Source organism: Pseudomonas sp. 1D4 (genome assembly GCF_001728925.1).
Taxonomy (GTDB): Bacteria; Pseudomonadota; Gammaproteobacteria; order Pseudomonadales; family Pseudomonadaceae; genus Metapseudomonas; species Metapseudomonas otitidis.
Window position 1 is genome coordinate 46,702 of the sequence record NZ_LXJQ01000007.1, and the last position, 23,787, is coordinate 70,488.

Consider the following 23,787-nt stretch of genomic DNA (forward strand, 5'->3'; position numbering starts at 1 on the left):
GGCAAGGGCGCGGCAGATGCATGGAGAGGAGTGCCTAACAGTAAGGACGGATGAGCGCGGAAAAACCGACAGGGTCAGGTGAAAGAAAATGTTTCCGCGCCGGCCGGGCTCAGCCCATGTGGGAGCTGGAGCGGCGCACGAACTTGATGGAGTGCTTCAGGGTGGGCTTGCGGGTGACGCTGATGGCGCGGCGGGTCACCGTGTCGATGGTGATGTTCCAGAAGCCGGTGCTGGGCACCGTGATGCGCGCCGGGAAGCGGTCGAAGGCGCCGCCGTGGTAGGTGTGGCGGCCGCCGTTCTTGAAGCTGCGGAAGTTGGCATCGCTCATCAGGCGGATGTTGCAGACCTGCGAGCACTCGATGACGACCAGGTCGCCTTCGTTGAGGTGTTCGCGTTGATGGATGAACTTCATGGCAAGGCTCCGGAGCAGGGGTGACGCGGGGGCGCAACGATAGCACGGCCGGCCCGCGTCCCGCTGCCCCGGGCGCGGCGTGCGCGACGGAATGCGGGGCCTGCATGGGGCGAGTGGCCGGTGCCATGAGGCATGATCCTTTGCTCCTGTGCTCACATACGGGCCCTACCCCTGCTGTGTCGCGATAGTTTGCAGAATCCGCAACTGAGTATTTGTCCTGTCCGATGTATCCCGAGCAACCGCTTGGCTAGAGTCCGGCGCACAACCATTACAACAACGCCGAGCACTGCCATGCCTGACGCCTCGTTCGCCCTGCGCCCCGTCCCCTCGTCCTGATCCGCGCCCGTCGCTGCGCCTTCAACTTCCCTACCGGACGAGGATTTCCCATGACTCAACAGCACGACGCGCGCCCGATGATCGAGGTGCGCTCCATCGACTACGTGCCCCGCCACGAACGCCACGGCAAGGTGTGGCACCAGGGGCCGTTCTGGTTCACCGGCAACTTCGTGCTCACCACCCTGGTCACCGGTTTCACCGGGCCGGCCCTGGGGCTGGGAGCGCTGGGTTCGATCCTGGCGATCCTCATCGGGGTGTGCATCGGCACCTTCTTCATGGCCTTCCACGCCAACCAGGGCCCGCGCATGGGGCTGCCGCAGATGATCCAGTCGCGCCCGCAGTTCGGCGTGCGCGGCGCAGTGGTGCCGTTCCTCGCGGTGGTGTTCGTGTACATCGGCTTCAACGTGTTCAACGTCATCCTCGCCACCGATGCCATCAACACCGTGCTGCCCGGCGCGCGCACCCCCTGGTACGTGCTGCTGGTGGGGCTGGCGGTGCTGCTGGCCATCGTCGGCCATGACCTGCTGCACGCCGTGCAGCGCTGGCTGACCTGGCTGATGATCGCGGTGTTCGGCGCCCTGACCCTGTTCGCCGTGACCCGGCTCAGCGCCGATGCCGCGTTGCAGGGCAGCGGCTTCAGCTGGAGCGCCTTCCTCGTGCAGCTCTCGGCGGCCGCCGGCTACCAGATCAGCTACTCGGTGTACGTCTCCGATTACTCGCGCTACCTGCCGGAGGAAACCCCCGCCGGCAAGGTCATCTTCTGGACCTACCTGGGGGCTGGCGCCTCGGCACTGTGGCTGATGTCCCTCGGCGCCTTCCTCGCCTCGGCCCTGCCGGCGCCGGACGCCATCGGCAGCGTGCGCGAGCTGGGCAACCAACTGCACGACGGCTTCGGCACCCTCATCGTGTTGGTGGCGGTGCCCTCGCTGGTGGGCATCATGGCGGTCAACTGCTACGGCGCCATGCTCACCGGGCTCAGCGCGCTGGATGCCTTCTCCCGCGTGCGCCCGACCCTGGGCGTGCGGGTGGCCGGCATCAGCGTGGTGGCGCTGGTGATCCTGCTGGTGGCACGGATGATCCCGGAGAGCTACCTGGGCAGCTTCAACACCTTCGTGCTGCTGATGCTCTACTTCCTCGTGCCGTGGACGGCGGTGAACCTGGTGGACTTCTACCTGGTGCGCAAGGGCCGCTACGCCATCGCCGAGATCTTCAACCCCGAGGGCGTCTACCGCGGCTGGTCGCGCCCCGGCCTGGTGGCCTACGGCCTGGGCTTGCTGGCCATGGTGCCGTTCATGTCCCTGAGCTTCTGGAGCGGCCCCTTCGCCACCGCCCTGGGCGGTGCCGACATCGCCTTCGCCATCGGCCTGCCGGTGGCCGGCCTGGCCTACTGGCTGCAATGCCGCCACCAGGACCGCCGCGAGGAAGAACGCCTCGCCGCCCTCGACCCGCAACGTCTGGAGGACCCCCGCCCATGAACACCCGCCCCGTCGCCCCGGTGAAGGTCGCCTGCTGCCAGGTGGCGCCGCGCATCGGCGAACTGGCCCACAACCGCGCCCTGGCCGAGGGCGCCATCCGCCGTGCGGCCCTGGAGGGCGCGCACATCATCGTCCTGCCGGAGCTGGTGCAGAGCGGCTACCTGTTCCGCGACAAGGCCGAGGCCCTGGCGCTTTCCGAGCCCCTGGACGGCCCGGCCGTCAGCCACTGGCAGGCCCTGGCGCGGGAGCTGGGGGTGGTCATCGCCGCCGGCTTCTGCGAGCGCCGTGACGACGGCGAGCTGGCCAACAGCGCCGTGCTGGTGGACCCGGACGGCCTGCGCGCGCATTACCGCAAGGCCCACCTGTGGGATGCCGAGAAGGCCCTGTTCATCCCCGGCGACGCGCCGCCGCCGGTGGTGGACACCGTCCACGGCCGCCTGGGGCTGATGATCTGCTACGACCTGGAGTTCCCCGAATGGGTGCGCCTGCCGGCCCTGGCCGGCGCCCAGTTGCTCTGTGCCCCGGTGAACTGGCCCCTGGGCCCGCGTCCCCAGAGCGAACGCCCGGCGGAAGTGGTGCGGGTGCAGGCCAACGCCGCAGTGAACCGCATGTTCATCGCCGCCTGCGACCGCCATGGCCACGAACGCGGGCAGGACTGGGTGCAGGGCTCGGTGATCGTCGATGCCGACGGCTTTCCCCTGGCCGGCCCGGTGGAGGGCGGCGAGCGCCTGCTGCTGGCGACCCTCGACCTGGCCCAGGCCGACGACAAGCGCATCAGCAGCCGCAACGACGTCCACGGCGACCGCCGCCCCGCGCTCTACCAGGCCCTCTGAGGGGCCTGCCTCCCTTTCTGCGTAAAACGTGAAACAGGCACGTCAGGGCCTGTGAAGCAGTCGTCACTGTGACGGAGTGCATACCCTTCGGTGAGCGATGGGTTCAGACTACAGGCCCCCGTTTCACAACGGCGACAAGGGTGCCGAGGGTGGCTTCGCTGCGCGACGCCAGGCATCCGGTCCGTCATCACAAACACAATAAAGGGGCGACCGGTCACAGCGCCGTGCCCCGCGAACCAACAGCAAAAGAGGGAGTTTTCCATGGTTGTTGCGGTAAGACGCGCCCTGGGCCTGGCGCTGGCAGTCACCTGCCTGCCGGCCTCGGCGGATTTCGTCACGGTCATCACCTTCGGCGGTGCCAACAAGGACGTGCAGAAGGAAGCCTTCTTCAAGCCGTTCAAGGCCAGCACCGGCGACGCCGTGGTCCACGGCTCGTACAACGGCGATCTCGACAAGCTCAAGCACATGATCGACATCAGCCACGTGACCTGGGACGTGGTGGAGGTGGAAGCCCCCGAATTGGCACGCGGCTGTGAAGAGGGCCTGTTCGAGAAGATCGACCCGGCCCTGGTGGGCAACCCCAGCGACTTCGTTCCCGGCACCCTGCAACCCTGCGGCGTGGGCATCTTCGTCTGGTCCACCGTGCTCGCCTACGACGCCGCCCGCATCAAGGACGCCCCGCGCGGCTGGGCCGACTTCTGGGACCTGCGCAAGTACCCCGGCAAGCGCGGCCTGCGCCATGGCGCCAAGTACAACCTGGAATTCGCCCTGATGGCCGACGGCGTCGCGCCGAACGAGGTCTACCAGGTGCTCGACACCCCCGCCGGTGTCGACCGAGCCTTCCGCAAGCTCGACGAGATCAAGTCCAGCGTCGTCTGGTGGAAGTCCGGCGCCGAGCCGGTGCGTGCCCTGCAGGACGGCAAGGTGGCCATGAGCTCCGCCTACAACGGCCGCATCGCCACCGCCCAGAAGGAGACCCGCAGCCTGGCCATGGCCTGGAGCGGCAACATCTACGACTTCGACTACTGGGCCCTGCCCAAGGGCTCGTGGAAAGGCGAGCTGGCGAAGAAGTTCGTCCACTTCGTCAGCCAGCCGGAGCAGCAGAAGGCCTTCGCCGAAGGCATCTCCTACAGCCCGGTGAACAACAAGGCGATCGCCATGATCAACCCGCTGATCGCCGCCACCCTGCCCACCGCCCCGCAGAACATCCGCGATGCCCTGCCGATGAACGTCACGTTCTGGGCGGCCCATGCCGACCTCGAAGCGCGTTTCGAGAACTGGGTGAAGAACTGATCCCGTCCCACCACGAAGCGGCCATCCAGGCCGCTTCGTTTTTCGGGCGGCGCCTTCCGATGCGCTCGACGTCCGGCCCGCGCCTCTGGCACGCTGCGCCAGCCCCGGCACAGCGTCGCCGGGCAGCCGCCTGACAGGGAGCGAAGCGATGGCAGTGGATATCGAATGCGTGGTGGTGGGGGCCGGCGTGGTCGGCCTGGCCGTGGCCCGCGCGCTGGCCCAGGCGGGGCGCGAGGTGGTGATCATCGAGGCGGCCGATGCCATCGGCACCGGCATCAGCTCGCGTAACTCCGAAGTGATCCACGCCGGCATCTACTACCCGCCGGGCAGTCTCAAGGCGCGCCTGTGCGTCGACGGTCGCCATCGGCTCCTGGCCTTCTGCCGCAGCCACGGCGTGGCCGCGCAAGCGCTCGGCAAGCTGATCGTCGCCACCGATGACGCCCATGTGGCCCCGCTCCAGGCCCTGCTGGCGCGGGGGCTGGCCAACGGCGTGGAGGACCTGCGCCTGCTGAGCCGCGACCAGGCCCAGGCGCTGGAACCCGATCTGCATTGCGTGGCCGCGCTGCATTCGCCGTCCACCGGCATCGTCGATTCCCACGGCCTGATGCTGGCGCTGCTCGGCGACGCCGAGGCCGCCGGCGCCGCCCTGGCCCTGGGTTCGCCGTTGCTGTCGGCGCAGGTGCAGAGCGACGGCTTCCAGCTGACGGTAGGCGGCGCCAGCCCGACCACCCTCGGTTGCCGCCTGCTGGTCAACGCCGCCGGCCTTGGCGCCCCAGGCCTTGCTGGCCGCATCGACGGGCTGCCGGCCGCCCATGTCCCGCGTGGCTACCTGTGCAAGGGCCACTACTTCAGCCTCGCCGGACGGGCGCCGTTCAGCCGCCTGGTTTACCCCGCGCCGGAAGCCGCCGGCCTGGGCGTACACATGACCCTCGACCTGGGCGGCCAGGCCCGCTTCGGCCCAGACGTGCAATGGACGGATACCGAGGACTACTAGGTCGACCCACGCCGCGCCGACGGCTTCTACGCCGCCATCCGCCGCTACTGGCCGGGCCTGCCCGACGGCGCGCTGCAGCCGGACTACGCCGGCATCCGCCCGAAGATCAGCCGCCCCGACGAGCCCGCAGCGGACTTCCGCATCAGCGGCCCCGAGGACCACGGCATCGCCGGGCTGGTGAACCTGTTCGGCATCGAGTCCCCCGGCCTCACCTCCAGCCTGGCCATCGCCGACGTGGTGCGGCAGGCGCTGGAGCGTTAGGGAGCGAGGTGTTGCCTGTAGCCCGGACTTCAGTCCGGGGATGTCCTGCACCAATTCTCTGGGCTGAAGCCCAGGCTACGGGTGCGAGGTGCTGCCTGTAGCCCGGACTTCAGTCCGGGAGTGCCCCACACCGTTTTCCCTGGGCTGAAGCCCAGGCTACGGGGGCGAGGTGCTACCTGTAGCCCGGACTTCAGTCCGGGAACGCCCCACACCGTTTTCCCTGGGCTGAAGCCCAGGCTACGGGGGCGAGGTGCTGCCTGTAGCCCGGACTTCAGTCCGGGGATGCCCCACACCATTTCCCTGGGCTGAAGCCCAGGCTACGGGGGCGAGTGCTGCCTGTAGCCCGGACTTCAGTCCGGGGATGCCCCTCACCATCTCCCTGGGCTGAAGCCCAGGCTACGGGGGCGAGTGCTGCCTGTAGCCCGGACTTCAGTCCGGGAGTGCCCCACACCATTTCCCTGGGCTGAAGCCCAGGCACGAGGGCGAGGTGCTGCCTGTAGCCCGGACTTCAGTCCGGGGATGCCCCACACCATTTCCCTGGGCTGAAGCCCAGGCTACGGGGGCGAGTGCTGCCTGTAGCCCGGACTTCAGTCCGGGGATGCCCCGCACCATTTCCCTGGGCTGAAGCCCAGGCTACGGGGGCGAGGTGCTACCTGTAGCCCGGACTTCAGTCCGGGAATGCCCCACACCATTTCCCTGGGCTGAAGCCCAGGCTACGGGGGCGAGGTGCTGCCTGTAGCCCGGACTTCAGTCCGGGGATGCCCCACACCATTTCCCTGGGCTGAAGCCCAGGCTACGGGGGCGAGTGCTGCCTGTAGCCCGGACTTCAGTCCGGGGATGCCCCGCACCGTTTTCCCTGGGCTGAAGCCCAGGCTGCGAATTGCCGTCTGGCCATCACATTGCTGAAACCTTGCCGCCGAGGTGTTGCCTGATTCTGGGAGGCGGCGATGAGCAGGCGCTTATCTGGATGCGCCAAGGCGTGGGTTCGATCTTGCATTTTGCAAGGCGATCAACGTGCCATCGTGCAGGCTGCATATATCAAACTGCCTTCATTACAAATAAATCCCTTTTAAATCAAACAGATAGATTTATCGTTCGGCTGGCATGCGCCCTGCAAATGCTTGGGTCCAAAAGCCCAATCCACTGACAGGGAGCCGAACAATGCAGATCGCCATCAAGGAATTCTTCGACGCTTTTCCCGGTTACGAAGTGTCCATCCGCCCGCGTCCGGACGGCATGTTGCTGCTGACCCTGGGCAAGGACGGCGATGAGCCGTTGCGCAAGGCCATCCCGAGCGATGCGGTGTTCTGCACCGAGCGGGTGCGCAGGGTGATCCGTGAGATGCAGCGGGAAATGAAGCTGGCCTCCGGCGAAGTGACCTGGAAGGGCGAGGGCGACACCTGGCTCGACCGCGAGCTGCCCACCTTCTGCGGTGGCCCGATCCACATCACCGCCGCCAAGACCCTGGTCGAACGCCGCCGCCTGGAACTGCTCAACCGTCGCGCTGTGGCCAACTGAGGCCCGGCGCAGCGGATCGGTGATGACGCCGGTCCGCTGAGGGGGAATTTTTCGCGATTTCCGTACTCCACCATTCCGAAGCCCGTCGGAAGAATCGTTTGCCAGCAACGACTGCTGGTAGAGGTTCTGATAGTTTGTGCCCTCGTTCACGTCAGATCCGGTCTATTCCCCGGTGATTCGTATGGGTTTCCCCCGCCGCGAGAGCACGAAAGGAGATCGCGTTGTGACACCCATCGACAGCACCGAGGACCTGGCGGCTGCGACCGAAGCCTGTGCCAAAGAGCCCATCCACATCCCGGGCAGCATCCAGCCCCACGGTTTCATGCTGGTCTTCGACGAAGGCCGCGGCTGCGTGGTGCAGGCCAGCGAGAACGTCCAGGACTGGCTCGGCCTGCCCGCCGGAGAACTGATCGGCCTCCCGTTCGAGCGCCTCTTCGAGCACGCCGCCGTGCTCCAGGGCCGCCTGCAGGGTCTGGCACTGGAAGACCCCAATCCCTTCCACCTCGGGGACGTGCGCTTCGCCATCGGCCAGGAGTGCTCGCTCCCGGTGGCGATGATGGTGCACCGCCACGACCAGGTGCTGATCGCCGAGTTCGAGCCGGCCAGCGACGCCATCGCCGCCTACGGCAACTTCTACCCGCTGGTGCGCAGTTTCATCGCCCGCCTGCAGGACGCCGACAACGTCGACGAGCTGTGCCGCCACGCAGTGCAGGAGATGAAGCGCATCACCGGCTTCGGCCGGGTCAAGGCCTACCGCTTCGACACCGAGGGCAACGGCCTGGTGCTGGCCGAAGAGGCCGACGAGGGCTACCCGCGCTACCTCGGCCTGTGCTTCCCGGCCTCCGACATCCCGGCCCAGGCCCGTGCGCTGTACCGGGCCAACCGCATCCGCGTGATCGAGGACGCCCACTACACGCCCTCGCCGCTGTACCCGGCGCAGAACCCGCTTACCGGGCGCCCGCTGGACCTCAGCTTCGCCGCCCTGCGCAGCGTCTCGCCGGTGCACCTGCAGTACATGCGCAACATGGGCACCCAGGCTTCCATGTCCGTCTCCATCGTGGTGCGTGGCGAGCTGTGGGGACTGATCTCCTGCCACGACCTGCACCCCCGGGGCGTGGGCTTCCAGACCCGCACCGCCTGCGAAATGCTCGGCAGCGTGCTCTCGCTGCAGATCGAGAGCCGCGAGGCCCACGACCGCACCGAACACCTGCTGGGCCTGCGCCAGCACATCGTCCAGATGCTCTCGGCCATGGCCGACCGCGACAGCATCAGCGGCGGCCTGTTGGCCCAGCCGGAGACCTTCCTCGGCTTCGCGAGAGCCAGCGGCGCAGCGATCATCTCCGCCGCCCGTTGCGACCTGGTGGGCGAGACGCCGCCCCTGGCCCAGGTGACGGCGCTGGTGCACTGGCTGGCCCAGCGCCCTGGCATCACCGTGTTCCACAGCGACAACGTCGGCCGCGACATCGACGAGCTGCCCGAGCTCGCCCGACATGCTGCGGGCGTGCTGGCCGTGGCCATCTCGCAGATCCATTCCCACTACCTGGTGTGGTTCAAGCCCGAGCGGGCGCGCACCGTCGAATGGGCCGGGCGCCCGGAAAAGGCCATCGACCCCAGCGGTGGCCTCAGCCCGCGGCACAGCTTCGAACGCTGGCAGCAGACCGTGCGCGGCTACTCGAGTCCCTGGGACCCGCTGGAGATCGAGGGCGTCTGGGAGCTGCGCACCGCCGTGCTCGGCATCGTCCTGCGCAAGGCCGAGGAGATGGCTGCGCTGGCCAGCGAGCTGAAGAAATCCAACAAGGAACTGGAAGCCTTCTCCTACAGCGTGTCCCACGACCTGCGCGCACCGTTGCGGCATATCGCGGGCTACGCCGAGCTGTTGGGGGAATTCGAAGGCAGTCGCCTGTCCGAACGGGGGCTGCGTTTCCTTGACCACATCGGCGAGTCCGCACGCCTCGCCGGCACCCTGGTGGACAACCTGCTGAGCTTCTCTCAGATGGGCCGCGCGGCCCTGCGCTTCTCCGACGTGGACCTGCAGGCCCTGGTGGACGCCATCCTCAAGGAGATGGAGCCGGACCTGGTGGGCCGCACCATCCAATGGCGCATCGCCGGTCTGCCCACGCTCATCGCCGATGCCGCCTTCCTCCACCTGGCCATGCGCAACCTGCTGGCCAACGCCGTGAAGTACAGCCGCGACCGCGACCCGGCGGTGATCGAGGTCAGTGCCCGCACCGAGGGCGACGAAGTGGTGGTGACGGTGAGCGACAACGGCGTGGGCTTCGACATGGCCTACGCCGGCAAGCTGTTCGGCGTGTTCCAGCGCCTGCATCGCATGGAAGAGTTCGAGGGCACCGGCATCGGCCTGGCCAGTGTGCGCCGCATCATCGAACGCCACGACGGCCGCGTATGGGCCGAGGGCCGCGTGGGCAAGGGCGCCCGATTTCATTTCGCACTGCCCCTGAGGGCGCAGCACAGTCACCTACCCACTGAGTGATTACCCATGCTCAAACCCATCCTGCTGGTCGAGGACAACCCCCACGACCTGGAACTCACGCTGGTCGCCCTGGAGCGCAGCCAGCTGGCCAACGACGGCAACCCCGCCGTGCTGCTGCTGGACCTGAAGCTGCCCAAGGTCGACGGCCTGGAAGTGCTCAAGGTGGTGCGCGAGACCCCCGAGCTGCGCAGCATTCCCACCGTCATGCTGACCTCCTCCCGCGAGGAGCCGGACCTGCAGCGCGCCTACGAGCTGGGCGTGAACGCCTATGTGGTCAAGCCGGTCGAATTCAAGGAATTCGTCGCCGCCATCTCCGACCTCGGCGTGTTCTGGGCCGTGCTCAACGAGCCGCCGCCGGGCTCGCTGCGACTGCAGCGCCGCCCCGGAAGCTGATACGGCCCGCCGCCCCACAGGAAGCCCCCACACCCCATGCCGCAAACGCCACTGAAACTGCTGCTGGTCGAAGACAGCCCGCGGGACGCCGAACTGGCCCTGCTGACCCTGGAACGCAGCGGCCTCGAGGTCGACTCGACCCTGGTCTACCACCACGCCGGGGTCGAGCAGGCCCTGGCAGCCGCCCCCTTCGACCTGATCCTCTGCGATTTCATCCTGCCCGGCTCGTCCGGCGCCCAGGCCCTGGAAGTGGCCCGGCGCCTGGCGCCGAAGACGCCCTTCATCTTTCTCTCCGGCGTGTTCGGCGAAGAACACGCGGTGGAGATGATGCGCCAGGGCGCCGTCGACTACGTGCTCAAGCAGAACCTCAGCCTGCTGCCCAAGGCCGTCGGCCGGGCCCTGGCCGAGGTGCGCGAGCGTGAGCGGCGGCGCCGCGCCGAAGAGGCGCTGATGGAGGTGGAAGTGCGCGCGCGCCTGGCCATCGACGCCGCGCGCATGGGCATGTGGGACTACGACCCGCAGACCGACCGGCTGCTCTGGGACGAACGCTGCAAGGCCCTCTACGAACTGCCCCGGGACGCCGAGGTGGACCTGGTCACCTTCTTCGACCGCTGCCACCCCAAGGACCGCCCCCTGCTGGAGCGCAAGGTCCAGGAGGCGCTGGCCGTGGACAGCGGCAACGAGTACCAGGCCGAGTACCGCGTGCAGTTGCCGGGCGGGCGCGAGCGCTGGGTGCTCACCAGTGGCCGGGCCTTCTTCGAGGCGGGGCGCTGTGTGCGCTTCATCGGCGTGCTGCAGGACATCAGCGAGCAGAAGTACGCCACCGAGGCCCTGCAGCGGCTCAACGAAATGCTCGGCGAGCGCGTCGAACGGCGCACCCGCGAGCGCGACCGCACCTGGGAGCTCTCCCGCGAGTTGTTGGCAGTGATGCGCTTCGACATGACGCCCATCGCCCTCAACCCCGCCTGGGAAGACACCCTCGGCCTCACCCGCACGCAGCTCAACCGGGTGCAGTTGTGGCAACTGATCCACCCCGACGACATCGAGGCGACCCTGCGCGAGACCGAGAGCGTGGCCGACGGCAACGTCTCCACCCGCTTCGTCAACCGCATGCGCCACCCCGACGGCGACTACCGCTGGCTGTCCTGGACCATCGTCCCCGACGAGGGGCTGATGTACGCCGCCGTGCGCGACATCACTGGCGAGCGCGCGGTGCTCGACGAACTGGCCGCCACCAACCAGCGCCTGCGCGAGCAGATCCGCGAGCGCGAACGCATCGAGGCGACCCTGCAGCAGATGCAGCGCCTGGAAGCCATCGGCCAGCTCACCGCCGGGGTCGCCCACGACTTCAACAACCTGCTCACCGTCATCCTCACCAGCGCCACCTTCCTCGAGCGCGACGTCGAGCGTGGCAACCACGAGCGCATCCTCGGCCGCCTGCACAACATCCGCGAGGCCGGCGAGCGCGGTGCCAAGCTCACCGGGCAGTTGCTGGCGTTCTCGCGCCGGCAGCGCCTGGAGCCGGTACCGGTCAACCTCAACGACACCCTGCAGGGCCTGCTGGAGCTGCTGCAGCGCACCCTCGGCGGCGGCATCTGGGTGGAAACCCACACCGCCCCCGACCTCTGGCGGGCGCTGGTAGACCCGACCCAGACCGAGATGATCATCCTCAACCTCGCCATCAACGCCCGCGACGCCATGCCCCAGGGCGGCACCCTGCGCCTGGTGACCGCCAACGAGGTGGTGCAGGCCGCCGCGCAGCGCCCCGAAGACCCGGAGCCGGGCCCCTATGTGGTGCTGAGCATCGAGGACACCGGCGTGGGCATGACCGAGGAGGTGCTGGCCAAGGCCTTCGAGCCGTTCTTCACCACCAAGGAGGTGGGCAAGGGCTCCGGGCTCGGCCTGGCCCAGGTGTTCGGCTTCGCCAAGCAGTCCGGCGGCGGCGTCAGCATCCACACCGAGCCGGGGCGCGGCACGCGGGTCAAGGTCTACCTGCCGTGCATCCACGACGACTCCGGCGAGGCCTGCGCCGAGCGTCCGGCGGCCTTGCCGGCGCCGGGGCCGAGCAGCACCGCACGGACCATCCTGCTGGTGGACGACGACCCCCGCGTGCGCGAGGTGACTGCCGCGCTGCTGAACGCGCTGGGCTACCGAGTGCTGGAGGCCGGCAGTGGCAGCGAGGCGTTGCAGCGCCTGGAACAGGGTGTCGACCTGCTGCTCACCGACTACGCCATGCCCGGCATGAACGGCGCCGAGCTGGCCAGCCTGGTACAGCAGCAGCGGCCCGATCTGCCCGTTATCTTCATCACCGGCTATGCCGAACTGGGCGGGCTCGACCTGCCCGACCAGGTGGTGGTGCAGAAGCCCTTCCGCGAGGCGGACATCGCCGCCAAGCTGCGTGCCGCCCTGGAGGAGCGCCCATGAGGGTGCGCGAGCACCTGCGCCAGGCCGGTGCCCCGTGGCACGAGGCCGTTGATGCCGCCTTCTCCCGCTTCGACCTGGGCCAGGCGGACGGCTACCGCGCCTTCCTGCGCGCCCATGCCCGCGCCTTGCCGGGGCTGGAACAGGCCCTGGAGCAGGCCGGCATCGCCCACTTGGTACCCGACTGGCCGGCACGTCGTCGCCGCCACGCCCTGCTGGCGGACCTGGCCGACCTGGGGTTGCCGCCGCCACCGACAGCCGCCCCCAGCCTGGACGCCAGACCGGGCCTGCTCTGGGGCCTGGCCTACGTGCTGGAAGGCTCGCGCCTGGGCGGTCGTCTGCTGGCCCGACAGGTCACCGGCGCCCAGGCCAACCTGCCCGTGCGCTACCTCGGCCACGGACAGGGCCAACCCCTCTGGCCCGACTTCCTCCGCCAGCTGGAAGCCCACGCCCACGACCTGCCCCAAGCCGACCTGGAACAGGGCGTGATCCTCGGCTTTCGCCACTTCCTGAATGCCGCAGAGCCCCCTGCCGAACAGTCCGTAGGATGCGGTGAGCTCGGCGAACCGCATCGAGTCCCCGCATGAGCCCGCCACGATGGGCTTCGCACAGCTCAGCCCATCCTACGTTTACCGCCGCGCCTTGCCGGACACTCCACGCTTCACCGGTCCACCGTCTCGACGCACATCGGGCACCCGTAGGATGCGGTGAGCTCGGCGAACCGCATCAACCCGCGCCATCCCCCGCAGCCGTCTCCATGCCTACCCCTCGCTACGCTCGGCCATGAGCCGGCGGTAATGGCGGGTGCGGTGGAGGGTGTGCCATTGCTCCTTGAGCAAGGCGCGCAGAGGGGAGACGCCGGGGCGGGGGGATTGGCCGTCGCCGAGGCGGCGCATCTGGTATTTCACGGCCGACATGTAGGCCAGTGCAGCGAGGGATTTGTTGCGCCAGCGGATGGGCGGCAGCTCGGCACTGGCGGCGTTGTCGCCCTCACGCCAGCGGCGCGGCAGGGCCGGGTCCAGGGCCAGGGCGGTGGCGATGCCGGCCAGGCTCACGCCGCTGGCCAGCACCTGCTCCACCACCGGCAGCCGGCGGATGCCGCCGGTGACCATCACCGGCATGCGCGCTTCGGTGGCCAGTTCGCGGGCGAACTCCAGGAAGTACGCCTCCCGCGCGAGGGTGCGACCATCCCGGGCGTCGCCCTGCATGGCCGGCGCCTCGTAGCTGCCGCCGGAGAGTTCCACCAGGTCCACCGGCAGGTCGTTCAGCCACAGCAGCACCTGGCGGGCGTCTTGCGGTTCGAAGCCGCCGCGCTGGAAGTCCGCCGAGTTCAGCTTCACCCCCACGCCGAAGCGGGGGGATACCCGCGCCCGCACCGCCTTCACCACCTCCAGCAGCAGGCGCGCGCGGTTCTCCAGGGAACCGCCCCAGCGGTCCTGGCGGCGGTTGGTCAGCGGCGAGAGGAACTGGCTGAGCAGGTAGCCGTGGGCGGCGTGGATCTGCACGCCGTCGAAGCCGGCCTGCTCGGCCAGCACGGCGCTGTGGGCGAAGCGTTCGATCAGGGCGGCGATGTCCTGTTCCTCCAGCGCACGCGGGGTGGGGAACATCCGCGACAGGCTGCCCATCTCCAGGGCGACCGCTGATGGGGCGACGGTCGCCTGGCCGAGGTTGGCCTGCATCTGCCGGCCGGGGTGGTTCAGTTGCAGCCAGAACTGCGCGCCATGGGCCTTGCCCACTTTTGCCCATTGGCTGAAGCGCGGCAGTTGGCGGTCATCCTCCAGCACCACGCCGCCAGGGCCGGTCATGGCGCGGGCGTCCACCATCACGTTGCCGCTGAGCAGCAACCCCGCACCGCCTTCGGCCCAGGCCGCGTAGAGGCGCATCAGCGCATCGGACGGCGCCTGGCGGGGATCGGCGAGGTTCTCCTCCATGGAGGCCTTGGCGATGCGGTTGGGCAGGGTGGTGCCATTGGGCAGGTTGAGCGGCTGGAAGGGCAGCATGGTGGGTGTCCTCGGGTGGGCGTCGACGGAAGGTAGAAGAGCTGCGGCAGAGCCTAAGGTTAAAGTCAGCTTCAAGGTCAATAGGTGGAGAACCCCAGCCATGAAAATCGGTGAACTGGCGCGACGCAGCGGCCTGACCGCCTCGCGCATCCGCTTCTACGAGGCCAGCGGCCTGATCGCCGCCCAGCGCCTGGGCAATGGCTACCGGGACTACCCCGAGCAAGCCCTCTCGGTGCTGGAGCTGATCGCCTGTGGCCAGCAGGCCGGCTTCAGCCTGGAGGAGATGCGCCACCTGCTGCCCAGCCCCGGCCAGGTACAGGGCAACCACGAGCGGATGCTGGAGGGCCTGCGGCGCAAGGTGGCGGAGATCGAGGCCATGCAGGCGCGCCTGGTGGTGGCCCGCGAGCGGCTGTTGCAGGTGATCGACAGCATCGAGGACAAGCCCGAGGGCATGGGCTGCCAGGAGAATGCCGAGCGTGTACTGGGGCGCCTGCGCGGCAGCGGGCAGGCGCTGCCAGAGCGCTGAGTTGGCGTTATCCACAGGCTCGGCCTGGGCAGGCGCATGGCCCGATCTGCAGGCATCCGGCGCTCCAGCCTGCCGGGAGCGGCAGCCTCTGTGTGGTGCCGAGCCATTGGATCGACGCCAACCTGGAGCCCCTGGGCGACTGAATCGGCCCCGGCCTCAGTGCCAGGGCACCAGCAGGAAGTCGGTCACCACGGCCACCAGCCGGCCACTGGCGTCGTAGCCGAAGTAGCTGGGATAGGTGCCGTCGCCATAGCCGCTGGAGAACAACGTCACGTTGCCGGCCTCGGTCGGCAGCAGCGTCCAACTGCGGGTGTGCCGGTAGGTTTTGTCCAGCTCGGCCAGCAGGCGCTCGTCGAAGGCTTCGCCCTCCTGTTCGCGCTGCGTTTCGTAGCGGCGCAGGGCGGCGGCGTCCATGAAGCCGCCGGTGCCGCTGTCCACCCCGTAGCCGAAGAATTCGTCCGGGCCCAGGGTGCTCGGGTCCTGGCCGTCCACCAGGGCCATCTCCCAGCGGGTTGCCGTGCCGGGCGCGAAGACGATGCGGGCGAAGGCGATGCGCTCGTCCTCGCCGATCCGCGCGATGGCCAACTGCAGCGGGAAGCGGCCCTTGGGCACCGCCTGGGTGAAGGGCGCGTCACAGCTCACCAGCGGGTCGCAGGCCACCAGTTGCCCGGTGGGCAGCTCCAGCTCGCCAACGGGCTGGGTGTAGAAGCGGTAGTCGATCCCCTCCACCTTGACCTGGTAGCCCTCGGCGAAGGCGGCATCGAAGGGCGGGTGGTTCATGGGGGCAACCTCCTCGGCGTGGAGCGTGGGCAGGGCCAGCAGCAGGGTGAGGGCGGCGAGGGTGCGTTTCATCGGCTGCATGGCTCCAGGCGGTGGGGCGGGACTGCTGAAGTCCGGTCGCATTCATTGACGAACGACCGGCTCGTGATGCTGAAGCGCGGTACTCTACGCGCCGTTTCGGCCCGTGTCGGGCGCGCCATCATTGCATGAGGATCGAAGATGGAACCGGTCTCTGTTTCGCAGCTTCTGGCTGCACTGTTCGAAGCCCACGGCGTCGAGTTCGTCGTGCACGAGGGGTGGGTCGCGCCGGGTGGCCGGCTGCCGGCGATCCGCGCCACCTGGTATCCCCGCGGCAAGACCGGCCGGCTGGATGTGGACGTGCTGCTGGAGGATGACAACCGCCAGTTCCAGGAGGCCTTCGCCGGCGTGGGTGAGGGCGAGGCCGGCCTGCGCGATGCCTGGGAGAACTTCTGCCGCAACAGCTTCCACGTGCTGCTCTCGGCACTCTGGGGCCGTGTCGATGAGGACCAGGTGACGGTAGAGACCTGGCAGGTGGGCGAGCAGCGCTTCGAGGCTCACCTGGGCAACTTCTGCACGCGCGGTGCCGATGGCAAGGTGCCGACGCTGCCGGAGAACCTGTTCCCCAGCATCGAGGCGCAGATCCGCGCCCTGCCGCTGGACGGGCGCCTCCACTGGTTCCGCCACTTCTTCTGCGCCTTCGACAACCAGCGCACGGTGGAGGCGCTGTTCGACAACGAGCCCTGGCAGGCGGGCATGGACAGCTTCGCGGGGCTGGCCTGGCAGGACTCCGAGGCGTATTACAGCGCGCGGAATTTCCTGGTGATCAAGCCCGTTCCGGCCTGATCGGGACGGGGCGTCCCCTCAAGCAAGAAGCTCCGCATCACGCGGTTTTTTGTTGGAGGCGCCGTCTTCCTGGTAGCGGCCGAGCAGGTCCAGGGTAGAGCGCAGGCGCTCGGCTTCCTTCATGTCGTTGCGCTGCTGCGCCCCGTCGATGCCGTCACGCAGCAGCTTCAGGTAATCGAAGCTGCGGCTGTTATCAACGCTGCCATCCACCGCCGACACACCGTTGAGGGTCATGGACACCAGCGACTCGGTGCCATCCAGCGTGCCCGTCGCCTTGACCTGGGCGTTGATCCACTCCATCAGCTCGCCACGGTTCATGTGGCTGAAGTCGGCCTTGGGCGGCTGTCCTGCGTTCGTCCCGGCCAGCGCTGCGGCGTACTCCCCGGCGAAATCCCCCGTGCCCTGCGCCGTACCCCGGCCTGTTTTCTGCGTGCTGGAGGCGCCGGCCCCCTGCATCAACTGGGTATCGATCCTCATGGTTCTGCTCCTTCAGGTTGGTCGAGGCCCGTAATTAGCAGATTCCATGCCGCGCCCTGCAGGCGCCGGATGGCGGCAGGTGTGTGCCGGGGGGGGGCGGCAAGGGGGGGCCTGGGTTGGCATACCAGCGCTCGCCATGCACTATCCGCCACCCACACGGGATGTTGCCTTGCGACCGAAACCATGAAGAAAGCCATCCTCCTGCTGATGCCCCTGCTTTGCGTGGCCTACCTCTACACCGGCTACTACGAGACACGCTGGGCGGAAGACAACCGAATGGTGTTCTTCATCAAGCAGTACCCGTCTCTCACGCTGGAATTCCCCAACATCTTCGCCAGTGACCGAGACGACAAACCCCTGGAGCAACTGACCGCCGAAGAGCGGGACACGGTGCGTGCGTACTGCAAGTACCGCCTGGGCATTGAAACGCGGCTGGAGACGCAGGCGGAGTTGGAGGGGTGCAAGGGGTTGTAGCTGGATGCCGTGTCAGCAGGGGGAATGAGGCGTAATTGAATGGCCACAAGCGCTATACGCGTTGAAGTGCGCTCATTTCCACTGGCCTGATGCAATCAGCAGGAATCGTGAAATGGGTTGGCTGGTTTTGGCTTGTGATGACTGGCCGCGCGGCCCTAACAGTATTGAATTCGATACGTGGCTGTTGGCCTCACCACAAAGGGCAGCTTTCAGCACGACTTGCAGTGGATCAAGTCGGCAATTCTTCCGTTAGCGAGCATGGCGTGAAGACGGTGAAGGACATTGTTGGTGAGATGGAGGAACAGCTGTTTTCCTGCTTCTTGTGAGCCTTTTTGCGGAGGGATAGGGGCAACTCCGCGTCATGATCAGGCCTCGATTAATTTACTACCTTGATGTTGAAGATTTTTTGGAAGCCGTGAGCATTTTCTGGTGCACACGCTGAGTTAAACAAAAGCGGTGCACTTGTCTCCGAAATTCCGAGCAGGCGAATGAACCATCCACCCTTTGCCTGAAGAATGTGGTAGCGAATAATTACCTTATTTGTTTCGATGTCCCGAAATACATAAGGGTCAATGCGGATTTTCAAAGCTGTGCCTTCGGCGTAAGTATCTGAGCCTCTTGGTTCAAATCTTACTTGACGATTCTTTGCATTCTGCTCATCAATTTCCACGACGGCGTACTTATCGCAAAGCGAGCTGAACTGAAAGGCTCCGATCAACTCATCACTGAAAGGTGCTAGGAACAGTATTGAAAATATCGCCAGCTTGCTTGTGGTTTTCCGGGTTTGGGATTTTATGTTTCTTGTGAGTTTCTTGCTAATAGCCCTGCAGATTAGTAGCCACGTAACAAGGACAGCAATTAAAAGTATTCCGCTCATGGTGTTCTCCGAGAAATACGGCTACATCATCGGGCTAAAGCTGCTGGCGGCAGAGCAGTAGCGCTGCTTCATAAGGTCGCTGCTCGGCTCACGGTCTTGCTGCCAGCGCTCTCCCCAGCCCCTGCACTCGGCTTTGAAGAACTGCTTCGCGCCTTTGCGGCACTCCCGGTAATCGATCGAGCCGCGTTTGTGGTTGTCGCACACGCTGCGGTTGTCGATGTAGTTGTTCACGATGGTCCAGGTTGCGTAGTAGCTGCCGCCACCGCTCCACTTTTCTATCCAGTGCGCATCCTTTTCTACGGATCGGCGGCGGGTGGTCGTTTGCTGGTTGGGCTGTTGATAGGCGAGCGACTGCCGCACGCCTTCCATGCTCACCACGTTGTCGGGCTGCCGGGGCGTGTAGTTGTGGTCGTTGAAGTCGGTCTGCCGCTGCTGGGCTTGGGCCTGTGCCCGGCGCTGTTCTTCCTTGCGGCGTTGATCGGCCCAGAACTGCTCTTCGGCAGTGGCGGTTTGCGGTTGGCGTTCAGCCCCGTTGCCGTACGGGTCGGTATGTACGTACTCGGCTGGCGGCTCGGCGGGTTGATCGTTGAAGCGGGGGAAGGCGAAGTGGGTGCCAGCCAGGTTGAGCAAGCCAAACACCAGGGCACAGCCTGCGAGCCCTGGCACCATCCAGCGAAGCCATGCGTTTTTCCCGTTCCGCCTTACATGGCGGGGGGCGTCATCCCAGTCGGCTTTCATGGCCATCACTCCTTTGATCGGCAAGCCGCTGAATCCTATTCAGCCAGGGCGCCGTTATCAACGCCGGTGCCCATGCCTGTTGGTAGGGGGCCTACGCATGCAGGTGTAGCTGGGATGCCGAAGATTCCTAGGAGACGTCTGAATCCATCTGGCCACCCTCGCGCTAACCCGTTCCCTGTGCTGTTCTTCACCTCGTGAAAATGTGAGGTGTGTCACAAATGCAATTACATGAAGGTGTCTGCCGCGTGGGTGATGTGGTGTCGATCAACATCCTTGATGGCGAGCCAGATGAGCGGCTGATGGAGCTGCTGCTGACCCAGGGGATCGAAGTGGAAGTGCTGGAGGTTCTGGAGGGGGCGGTAAAGCTGGCGGTAAGGGCGCCGGGTGGGATGCTCATCGTGGAGGAGCTGACGTTTCCTCCGTGATGCTGGGGGGGAGGGCTGGGTGTTACGAGCGGCTCGCCGGGGAACTGGCGGGCCGCTTCTCTATATAGAGGGCCTATTCCGTATCCGGGGCTTTCGCCTGGTCGTACTCGGGGCTGGTCTGGCCGCACTCGGGGGCGATCTTTCCGCTCACGAGCCACAGCGCGTACTCCGGGGCCAGTTCGACGATGACCTTGATGTCGTCCTCGTTGACCCTCCTTCCTCCCTTTCTGAGCGCATACCACTTCTCGCGGTCGATGCCGCTCAGCTCTTCCAGTTTCTTGGCCGTGAGCTTCTTATGCTCAAGTATCGCGACGATTCGCTCTCTCATATTCTCAATCCGCCTTTGGACGTGCTGGAGGTTCTGGAGGGGCGGTGAGGGCGCCGGGTGGGATGCTCATCATGGAGGAACTGACGTTTCCTCCGTGATGCTGGGGGCTGAGGGCTAGGTGTTACAGGCGGCTCGCCGGGGAACTGGCGGGCCGCTTCTATCTATAGAGGGCCTATTCCGTATCCGTGGCATTCGCCTGGTCGTACTCGGGGCTGGTCTGGCCGCACTCAGGAGCGATCTTCCCGCTCACAAGCCACAGCGCGTACTCCGGCGTGATGTTGGCCATTGCTTCGATGTCGTCTTCGTTCGCACGGCGCTTTCCATTTCGTAGGGCGTACCACTTTTCGCGGTCGATCCCGCTCAGCTCCTGCAGCTTCTTGGCTGTGAAGCTCTTCGCGTCCCATATGGCTATAAGCCGCTCTCTGATCATTCCAATTTGTTCTTAGTAATTAGCAAATAGTGCTACTAACTATCTGCAATGGTGGTTATTCTTGCATTATGTGATTTGCATTAAATGCAAATCATCATTTCCCAATAAAGACCAACATAGTGCAACAAAGGCCAGGGAGATGGAAGAAAACTACCTTGTTCTTATGTCATGCCGTAAAGCCCGGAGCCCGCACCGCGCCGCTACCAGCCTGCTGTTCCGACTGCTCCGGATCATCCGCTTCGACCTGCATCGCGATCCCAACGCGTCTGCCATGAGGTTCCGCCAGCTGGTGCTGCTGTTCCACGTCGCCGGCTTCGTGGACGACCTGCAGGTCAGCCGCCTCAACAAACTGGGGGACAACGCCCTGTACTACGGCCTGCGCGCCGCGCTCCATCGCGCCCGTGCCGACTTCTGGACCCGCCACCGTTCAGAATCCGTGAAGGATAGCTAAGCCATGGACCGTGATGACTTCCTGGCGCCGCCACCGCTGATGCCATGGCGCCAGTTCGCCAACTGGATTCGCATGGGCGACGAACACGACGTGGTGTGGGGCTGGATTCGCAACGGCTACCTACCGTCCCGCAAGGTGGGCAAGTACGTGATGGTCAACGTGGCGCTGCTGACTCAGCAGATGCTGGAGCGGGAGCCCGATCCGTAGGCAGGGGAGGGCGGGTGACACTTCCCAACCCCCAAAAACGACTAAGCCCCTGAAAACCGAGGTTCTTCAGGGGCTTAGCGTTTTTGAATCTGGAGCGGGCGAAGGGAATCGAACCCTCGTCATGAGCTTGGGAAGCTCAGGTAATGCCATTATACGACGCCCGCTTGCGAGGCCGACTTTTTACCAGAAGTCGTGGCCGAAATGAAGCCCCGCCCCTGAACCTTCCGTGATGAAACGCACCCTGCCGGCCGCCTGCACTGGGCGCTGGCGGCCGGGTGGGGCGCGTCATACGGCCATGGCTTGCGGGCCCAGGCCGTGGAGGACGCGGGGCTGCTGGCTGCGGGTGGGGGTGTTGAGGAAGCCCAGCAGGACGTCCTGGGTCTGCTGCCAGCCGGCCTTGTGCTCCAGGTCGATGAAGTGGCCGGCGTTGCGGATGGTGGCGAACTGGCAGTCGCGCACGTGGCGGGCGAAGCCGCGGGCGTCCTCGGGGGAGGTGTAGAGGTCGTGCTCGCCGTTGATGAACAGCAGGGGGATGTCCACGGCTTGCAGGCAGTCGACGTAGCAGTGGGCGTCGAGGTTGAGCACCTGGCGGATGTGGAAGTGCATCTGCAGGTATTCGTGGTCGTCGAGGTTGGCGACGTGCTTGTGGTTGAAGCGCTTGAACAGCGCCGGCAGGTAGCGGCCGATGGTGGCGTTGACCAACTGCGCGACGTTCTCCCGGTCCAGGGCCTGGAGGTGGGTCATGCCGTTGCGCAGGTAGTCGAGCATCGGTTCGTTGAGCACCGGCGAGAAGGAGTTGATCACCGCCTTGCGGATGCGCGCCGGGTTCTGCGAGAGGGCGAGCAGGGTGGCGACGCCGCCCCAGGAGAAGGAGGACACGTAGTCCACCTGGTGGTGTTCGATGAGCGCCAGGAGGATCTCGGCCTCGGCTTCCTTGGTAACGGGGATGCCGTGGTCGTTGTGGGGCTTGGACTGGCCGGCGTAGGGCTGGTCGTAGAGCACGACGTTGAACTGCGGGTGCAGGTACTTGACCGTCTGCGCGAACGAGGCCGTGGTGGCGAGGGAGCCGTTGACCAGGATGATGGTCCGGCTGGCCTGCGGGTTGGCGTAGAGCTCCGTGTGAACCTTGTACTTCCTGTTGACTGTGACGACTTGGGTTTGAGGCCTCATGTCGTTTCCTCCGGGCGCAGGTTGGACGAGCGGGCGATGGGGGCATCGTTCGCGGCGCATGGCAGTCAGATAAACGCCTGGAGATGACAGGGGAATGTCAGGCGAGGATTTTTAGAATTATTTATTTTTCAATGATTTACAGCGAAAAAGGGTGGCCGTTCCAGCGCCGCTGAGGGGGCGTTGGAGTGGGTCCTTTGACCAGGCAGGTGGAACAGGGCAGGGCGCGTGCGCCGGTACAGCGGGTCGCTTGGAAGGTCGTTGTGACTCATTGGTCACACTCTGACCTTGGTTGGGAGTTAAGCAGCCGCGTTTTCCGCCCGCAAGCCTCTGGCCGAAAAAAATCCTGCAGTTGGTCGGCTGCCTGGCCACGGAGCTGTGAGTGGGGGCGGGGGCGAAAGGTTCGGGGGATCGGGCAGCCGCTGGTCGGGCTTCAGAACAGGGCGATCTCGTCCGGCGTGAGGGCGCGGTACTGGCCGGGGCCCAGGGCCGGGTCCAGCGGCAGGTCGCCCATGCGCTCGCGGTGCAGGCCGACGACCTTGTTGCGGAAGTGGCCGAACATGCGCTTGACCTGGTGGTAGCGCCCTTCGTGGAGGGTGAGGCGGGCCTGGCGCGGGGCGAGGATTTCCAGCTGGGCGGGGCGGGTGACGAGGTCTTCGTAGGCGAAGTAGAGGCCGGCGGCGAAGGCGGCGATGCAGGCGGGGTCGATCTCGTCTTCGGTCTCCACGCGGTAGACCTTGGGTTGCTTGGTTTCGGGCTGGGTCACGCGGCGCGACCAGAGGCCGTCGTTGGTGATCAGCAGCAACCCGGTGGTGGTGAGGTCGAGGCGGCCGCCCAGGTGCAGTTCGTGCTTGTCGGGCTCGTCCAGCAGGTCGAGCACGGTGGGGTGTTCGTCGTGGCAGGTGGCGCTCACCCAGCCGGCCGGCTTGTGCAGCATGAAGTAGCGGGCGGGCTTGCCGGGCTGGATCTCGCGGGCGTCGAGGGTGACGCGGTCGAACACACGCACTTCGCGCCGGGCGTCGCGCTCGGGGGCGCCGTTGACCTGCACGCGGCCGGCGGCCAGGGCGAGGCGGGCATCCTGGCGGTTGAGGTCGGGGAGGTTGCCCAGCAGGCGGTCGAGGCGCATCAGGCCGGCTCGTCGTCAGCGCGCAGGCGGGCGCAGCGTGGGCACAGGCAGGCGCGGTCGCGGGCTTCCAGCGGCACCTGGCGCAGGGCCTCGGGGTCGATCTCGACGCTGAAGCACCAGCACGGCTGGGCGTCACCACGGGCGAGGCTGCACTGGTTGGGCTGGCCGCAGAGCGGGCAACGGTTCGGGTCGAGGGGCTGGCTCATGGGACGGGCGTCGGGTTTCGGCGCGCTAGGGTGCAGCGGGGTGGGCGGGGATGCAAGCCGCAGCGGGCCGACGGTCGGTCAGGCGCCTGCCGGGCCTCTGGCCGGGGCGCTGCGGGGGCACAGGGGCAAGCCGCTGGGCGGCGGAGCGTGCCCAACGTGAAGGAAGCTGCATCGAATGACTGGCGCAACGAGTAGAATCTTCGGCATTGTGCCCGTCGTCGCTCGGACCCGATCGATGAACGTGTAGGAAAAAACAGTTGTCTACCCAATATCGTCACCACTCA

At 66.5% G+C, this 23,787-nt stretch carries 25 protein-coding genes, 1 tRNA gene and 1 pseudogene; 15 read left to right on the forward strand and 12 right to left on the reverse strand.

Going from position 1 to position 23,787, the window contains the following annotated elements:
* Nucleotides 1–109: 109 nt before the first annotated feature.
* The gene (locus A7D27_RS05510) at nt 110–412 is read right to left on the reverse strand and encodes a DUF1883 domain-containing protein (protein WP_044400048.1); all 303 of its coding nucleotides are present in this window, start codon (nt 410–412) and stop codon (nt 110–112) included.
* A 386-nt stretch (nt 413–798) separates the two neighbouring features.
* Between A7D27_RS05510 and A7D27_RS05515 the strand changes: the two genes are divergently transcribed.
* The 9 genes and pseudogenes from A7D27_RS05515 (at nt 799) to A7D27_RS05555 (ending at nt 13,014) form a co-directional block, all read left to right on the forward strand.
* Nucleotides 799–2,223 (forward strand): cytosine permease, encoded by a 1,425-nt coding sequence (locus A7D27_RS05515; protein ID WP_069564314.1) that lies wholly within the window; start codon nt 799–801, stop codon nt 2,221–2,223.
* Nucleotides 2,220–3,056, forward strand: a complete 837-nt coding sequence (locus A7D27_RS05520; RefSeq protein WP_069564315.1) for a nitrilase family protein — start codon at nt 2,220–2,222, stop codon at nt 3,054–3,056. Before A7D27_RS05515 ends, A7D27_RS05520 begins: the two co-directional genes overlap by 4 nt.
* 261 nt (nt 3,057–3,317) lie before the next feature.
* Nucleotides 3,318–4,349 carry an ABC transporter substrate-binding protein gene (locus tag A7D27_RS05525; RefSeq protein WP_139134054.1) on the forward strand — a complete coding sequence of 344 codons (1,032 nt, stop codon included), beginning with the start codon at nt 3,318–3,320 and terminating at the stop codon, nt 4,347–4,349.
* A 148-nt stretch (nt 4,350–4,497) separates the two neighbouring features.
* Nucleotides 4,498–5,604, forward strand: a pseudogene (locus A7D27_RS05530) (NAD(P)/FAD-dependent oxidoreductase).
* Between the two features lie 1,161 nt (nt 5,605–6,765).
* The gene (locus A7D27_RS05535) at nt 6,766–7,122 is read left to right on the forward strand and encodes a DUF3509 domain-containing protein (protein WP_069564316.1); all 357 of its coding nucleotides are present in this window, start codon (nt 6,766–6,768) and stop codon (nt 7,120–7,122) included.
* A gap of 232 nt (nt 7,123–7,354) precedes the next feature.
* A complete protein-coding gene (locus A7D27_RS05540) occupies nt 7,355–9,613 on the forward strand; it encodes an ATP-binding protein (protein ID WP_371914807.1) in 2,259 nt (752 codons plus the stop codon).
* Between the two features lie 6 nt (nt 9,614–9,619).
* Nucleotides 9,620–10,006 (forward strand): response regulator, encoded by a 387-nt coding sequence (locus tag A7D27_RS05545; RefSeq protein ID WP_069564318.1) that lies wholly within the window; start codon nt 9,620–9,622, stop codon nt 10,004–10,006.
* A 36-nt stretch (nt 10,007–10,042) separates the two neighbouring features.
* Nucleotides 10,043–12,430, forward strand: coding sequence for a response regulator (locus tag A7D27_RS05550; RefSeq protein ID WP_069564319.1), 2,388 nt, complete (start codon nt 10,043–10,045; stop codon nt 12,428–12,430).
* The gene (locus A7D27_RS05555) at nt 12,427–13,014 is read left to right on the forward strand and encodes a biliverdin-producing heme oxygenase (protein WP_069564320.1); all 588 of its coding nucleotides are present in this window, start codon (nt 12,427–12,429) and stop codon (nt 13,012–13,014) included. Before A7D27_RS05550 ends, A7D27_RS05555 begins: the two co-directional genes overlap by 4 nt.
* A 174-nt stretch (nt 13,015–13,188) precedes the next feature.
* Here the strand turns inward: A7D27_RS05555 and A7D27_RS05560 are convergent, their stop codons facing one another.
* Nucleotides 13,189–14,427, reverse strand: a complete 1,239-nt coding sequence (locus A7D27_RS05560) for an NADH:flavin oxidoreductase/NADH oxidase family protein (RefSeq protein ID WP_069564321.1) — start codon at nt 14,425–14,427, stop codon at nt 13,189–13,191.
* A gap of 100 nt (nt 14,428–14,527) precedes the next feature.
* On the opposite strand from A7D27_RS05560, the gene A7D27_RS05565 reads away from it, so the two are divergent.
* Complete coding sequence (locus A7D27_RS05565; protein ID WP_069564322.1) at nt 14,528–14,953, forward strand: MerR family transcriptional regulator; 426 nt, start codon at nt 14,528–14,530, stop codon at nt 14,951–14,953.
* 156 nt (nt 14,954–15,109) lie between these two features.
* Here the strand turns inward: A7D27_RS05565 and A7D27_RS05570 are convergent, their stop codons facing one another.
* Nucleotides 15,110–15,805, reverse strand: coding sequence for a DUF4241 domain-containing protein (locus tag A7D27_RS05570; RefSeq protein ID WP_205894828.1), 696 nt, complete (start codon nt 15,803–15,805; stop codon nt 15,110–15,112).
* A gap of 147 nt (nt 15,806–15,952) precedes the next feature.
* On the opposite strand from A7D27_RS05570, the gene A7D27_RS05575 reads away from it, so the two are divergent.
* On the forward strand, nt 15,953–16,597 hold the full coding sequence (locus A7D27_RS05575) for a DUF6348 family protein (protein WP_069563370.1): 645 nt from the start codon (nt 15,953–15,955) through the stop codon (nt 16,595–16,597).
* 18 nt (nt 16,598–16,615) lie between these two features.
* Here A7D27_RS05575 and A7D27_RS05580 read toward each other — a convergent pair whose 3' ends face one another.
* Complete coding sequence (locus tag A7D27_RS05580; protein ID WP_069564323.1) at nt 16,616–17,074, reverse strand: hypothetical protein; 459 nt, start codon at nt 17,072–17,074, stop codon at nt 16,616–16,618.
* Nucleotides 17,075–17,257: 183 nt separating this feature from the next.
* Between A7D27_RS05580 and A7D27_RS05585 the strand changes: the two genes are divergently transcribed.
* Complete coding sequence (locus A7D27_RS05585; RefSeq protein WP_069564324.1) at nt 17,258–17,548, forward strand: hypothetical protein; 291 nt, start codon at nt 17,258–17,260, stop codon at nt 17,546–17,548.
* A gap of 376 nt (nt 17,549–17,924) precedes the next feature.
* Here A7D27_RS05585 and A7D27_RS27655 read toward each other — a convergent pair whose 3' ends face one another.
* Complete coding sequence (locus A7D27_RS27655) at nt 17,925–18,425, reverse strand: hypothetical protein (protein ID WP_139134055.1); 501 nt, start codon at nt 18,423–18,425, stop codon at nt 17,925–17,927.
* Between the two features lie 21 nt (nt 18,426–18,446).
* The gene (locus tag A7D27_RS05590; RefSeq protein ID WP_069564325.1) at nt 18,447–19,163 is read right to left on the reverse strand and encodes a hypothetical protein; all 717 of its coding nucleotides are present in this window, start codon (nt 19,161–19,163) and stop codon (nt 18,447–18,449) included.
* A gap of 218 nt (nt 19,164–19,381) precedes the next feature.
* On the opposite strand from A7D27_RS05590, the gene A7D27_RS05595 reads away from it, so the two are divergent.
* The gene (locus A7D27_RS05595; protein WP_069564326.1) at nt 19,382–19,588 is read left to right on the forward strand and encodes a hypothetical protein; all 207 of its coding nucleotides are present in this window, start codon (nt 19,382–19,384) and stop codon (nt 19,586–19,588) included.
* Between the two features lie 73 nt (nt 19,589–19,661).
* Here the strand turns inward: A7D27_RS05595 and A7D27_RS05600 are convergent, their stop codons facing one another.
* Together A7D27_RS05600 and A7D27_RS05605 are read right to left on the reverse strand one after the other, a co-directional pair.
* Nucleotides 19,662–19,916, reverse strand: a complete 255-nt coding sequence (locus A7D27_RS05600; RefSeq protein WP_069564327.1) for a DNA-binding protein — start codon at nt 19,914–19,916, stop codon at nt 19,662–19,664.
* Between the two features lie 172 nt (nt 19,917–20,088).
* A complete protein-coding gene (locus A7D27_RS05605) occupies nt 20,089–20,346 on the reverse strand; it encodes a helix-turn-helix transcriptional regulator (RefSeq protein WP_044400120.1) in 258 nt (85 codons plus the stop codon).
* A 271-nt stretch (nt 20,347–20,617) separates the two neighbouring features.
* On the opposite strand from A7D27_RS05605, the gene A7D27_RS27660 reads away from it, so the two are divergent.
* Complete coding sequence (locus A7D27_RS27660; protein ID WP_139134056.1) at nt 20,618–20,797, forward strand: hypothetical protein; 180 nt, start codon at nt 20,618–20,620, stop codon at nt 20,795–20,797.
* A gap of 3 nt (nt 20,798–20,800) precedes the next feature.
* On the forward strand, nt 20,801–21,004 hold the full coding sequence (locus tag A7D27_RS05615; protein WP_044400124.1) for a hypothetical protein: 204 nt from the start codon (nt 20,801–20,803) through the stop codon (nt 21,002–21,004).
* 90 nt (nt 21,005–21,094) lie between these two features.
* Here A7D27_RS05615 and A7D27_RS05620 read toward each other — a convergent pair.
* The 4 genes from A7D27_RS05620 to A7D27_RS05635 all read right to left on the reverse strand — a co-directional run bounded on the left by A7D27_RS05620 (nt 21,095) and on the right by A7D27_RS05635 (nt 23,503).
* Nucleotides 21,095–21,168 (reverse strand) — tRNA-Gly (locus A7D27_RS05620).
* Between the two features lie 121 nt (nt 21,169–21,289).
* Nucleotides 21,290–22,174, reverse strand: a complete 885-nt coding sequence (locus A7D27_RS05625; RefSeq protein WP_069564329.1) for an alpha/beta fold hydrolase — start codon at nt 22,172–22,174, stop codon at nt 21,290–21,292.
* Between the two features lie 430 nt (nt 22,175–22,604).
* The gene (locus tag A7D27_RS05630) at nt 22,605–23,297 is read right to left on the reverse strand and encodes a 16S rRNA pseudouridine(516) synthase (protein WP_069564330.1); all 693 of its coding nucleotides are present in this window, start codon (nt 23,295–23,297) and stop codon (nt 22,605–22,607) included.
* Complete coding sequence (locus A7D27_RS05635; RefSeq protein ID WP_069563391.1) at nt 23,297–23,503, reverse strand: cysteine-rich CWC family protein; 207 nt, start codon at nt 23,501–23,503, stop codon at nt 23,297–23,299. Before A7D27_RS05635 ends, A7D27_RS05630 begins: the two co-directional genes overlap by 1 nt.
* Between the last annotated feature and the right edge of the window lie 284 nt (nt 23,504–23,787).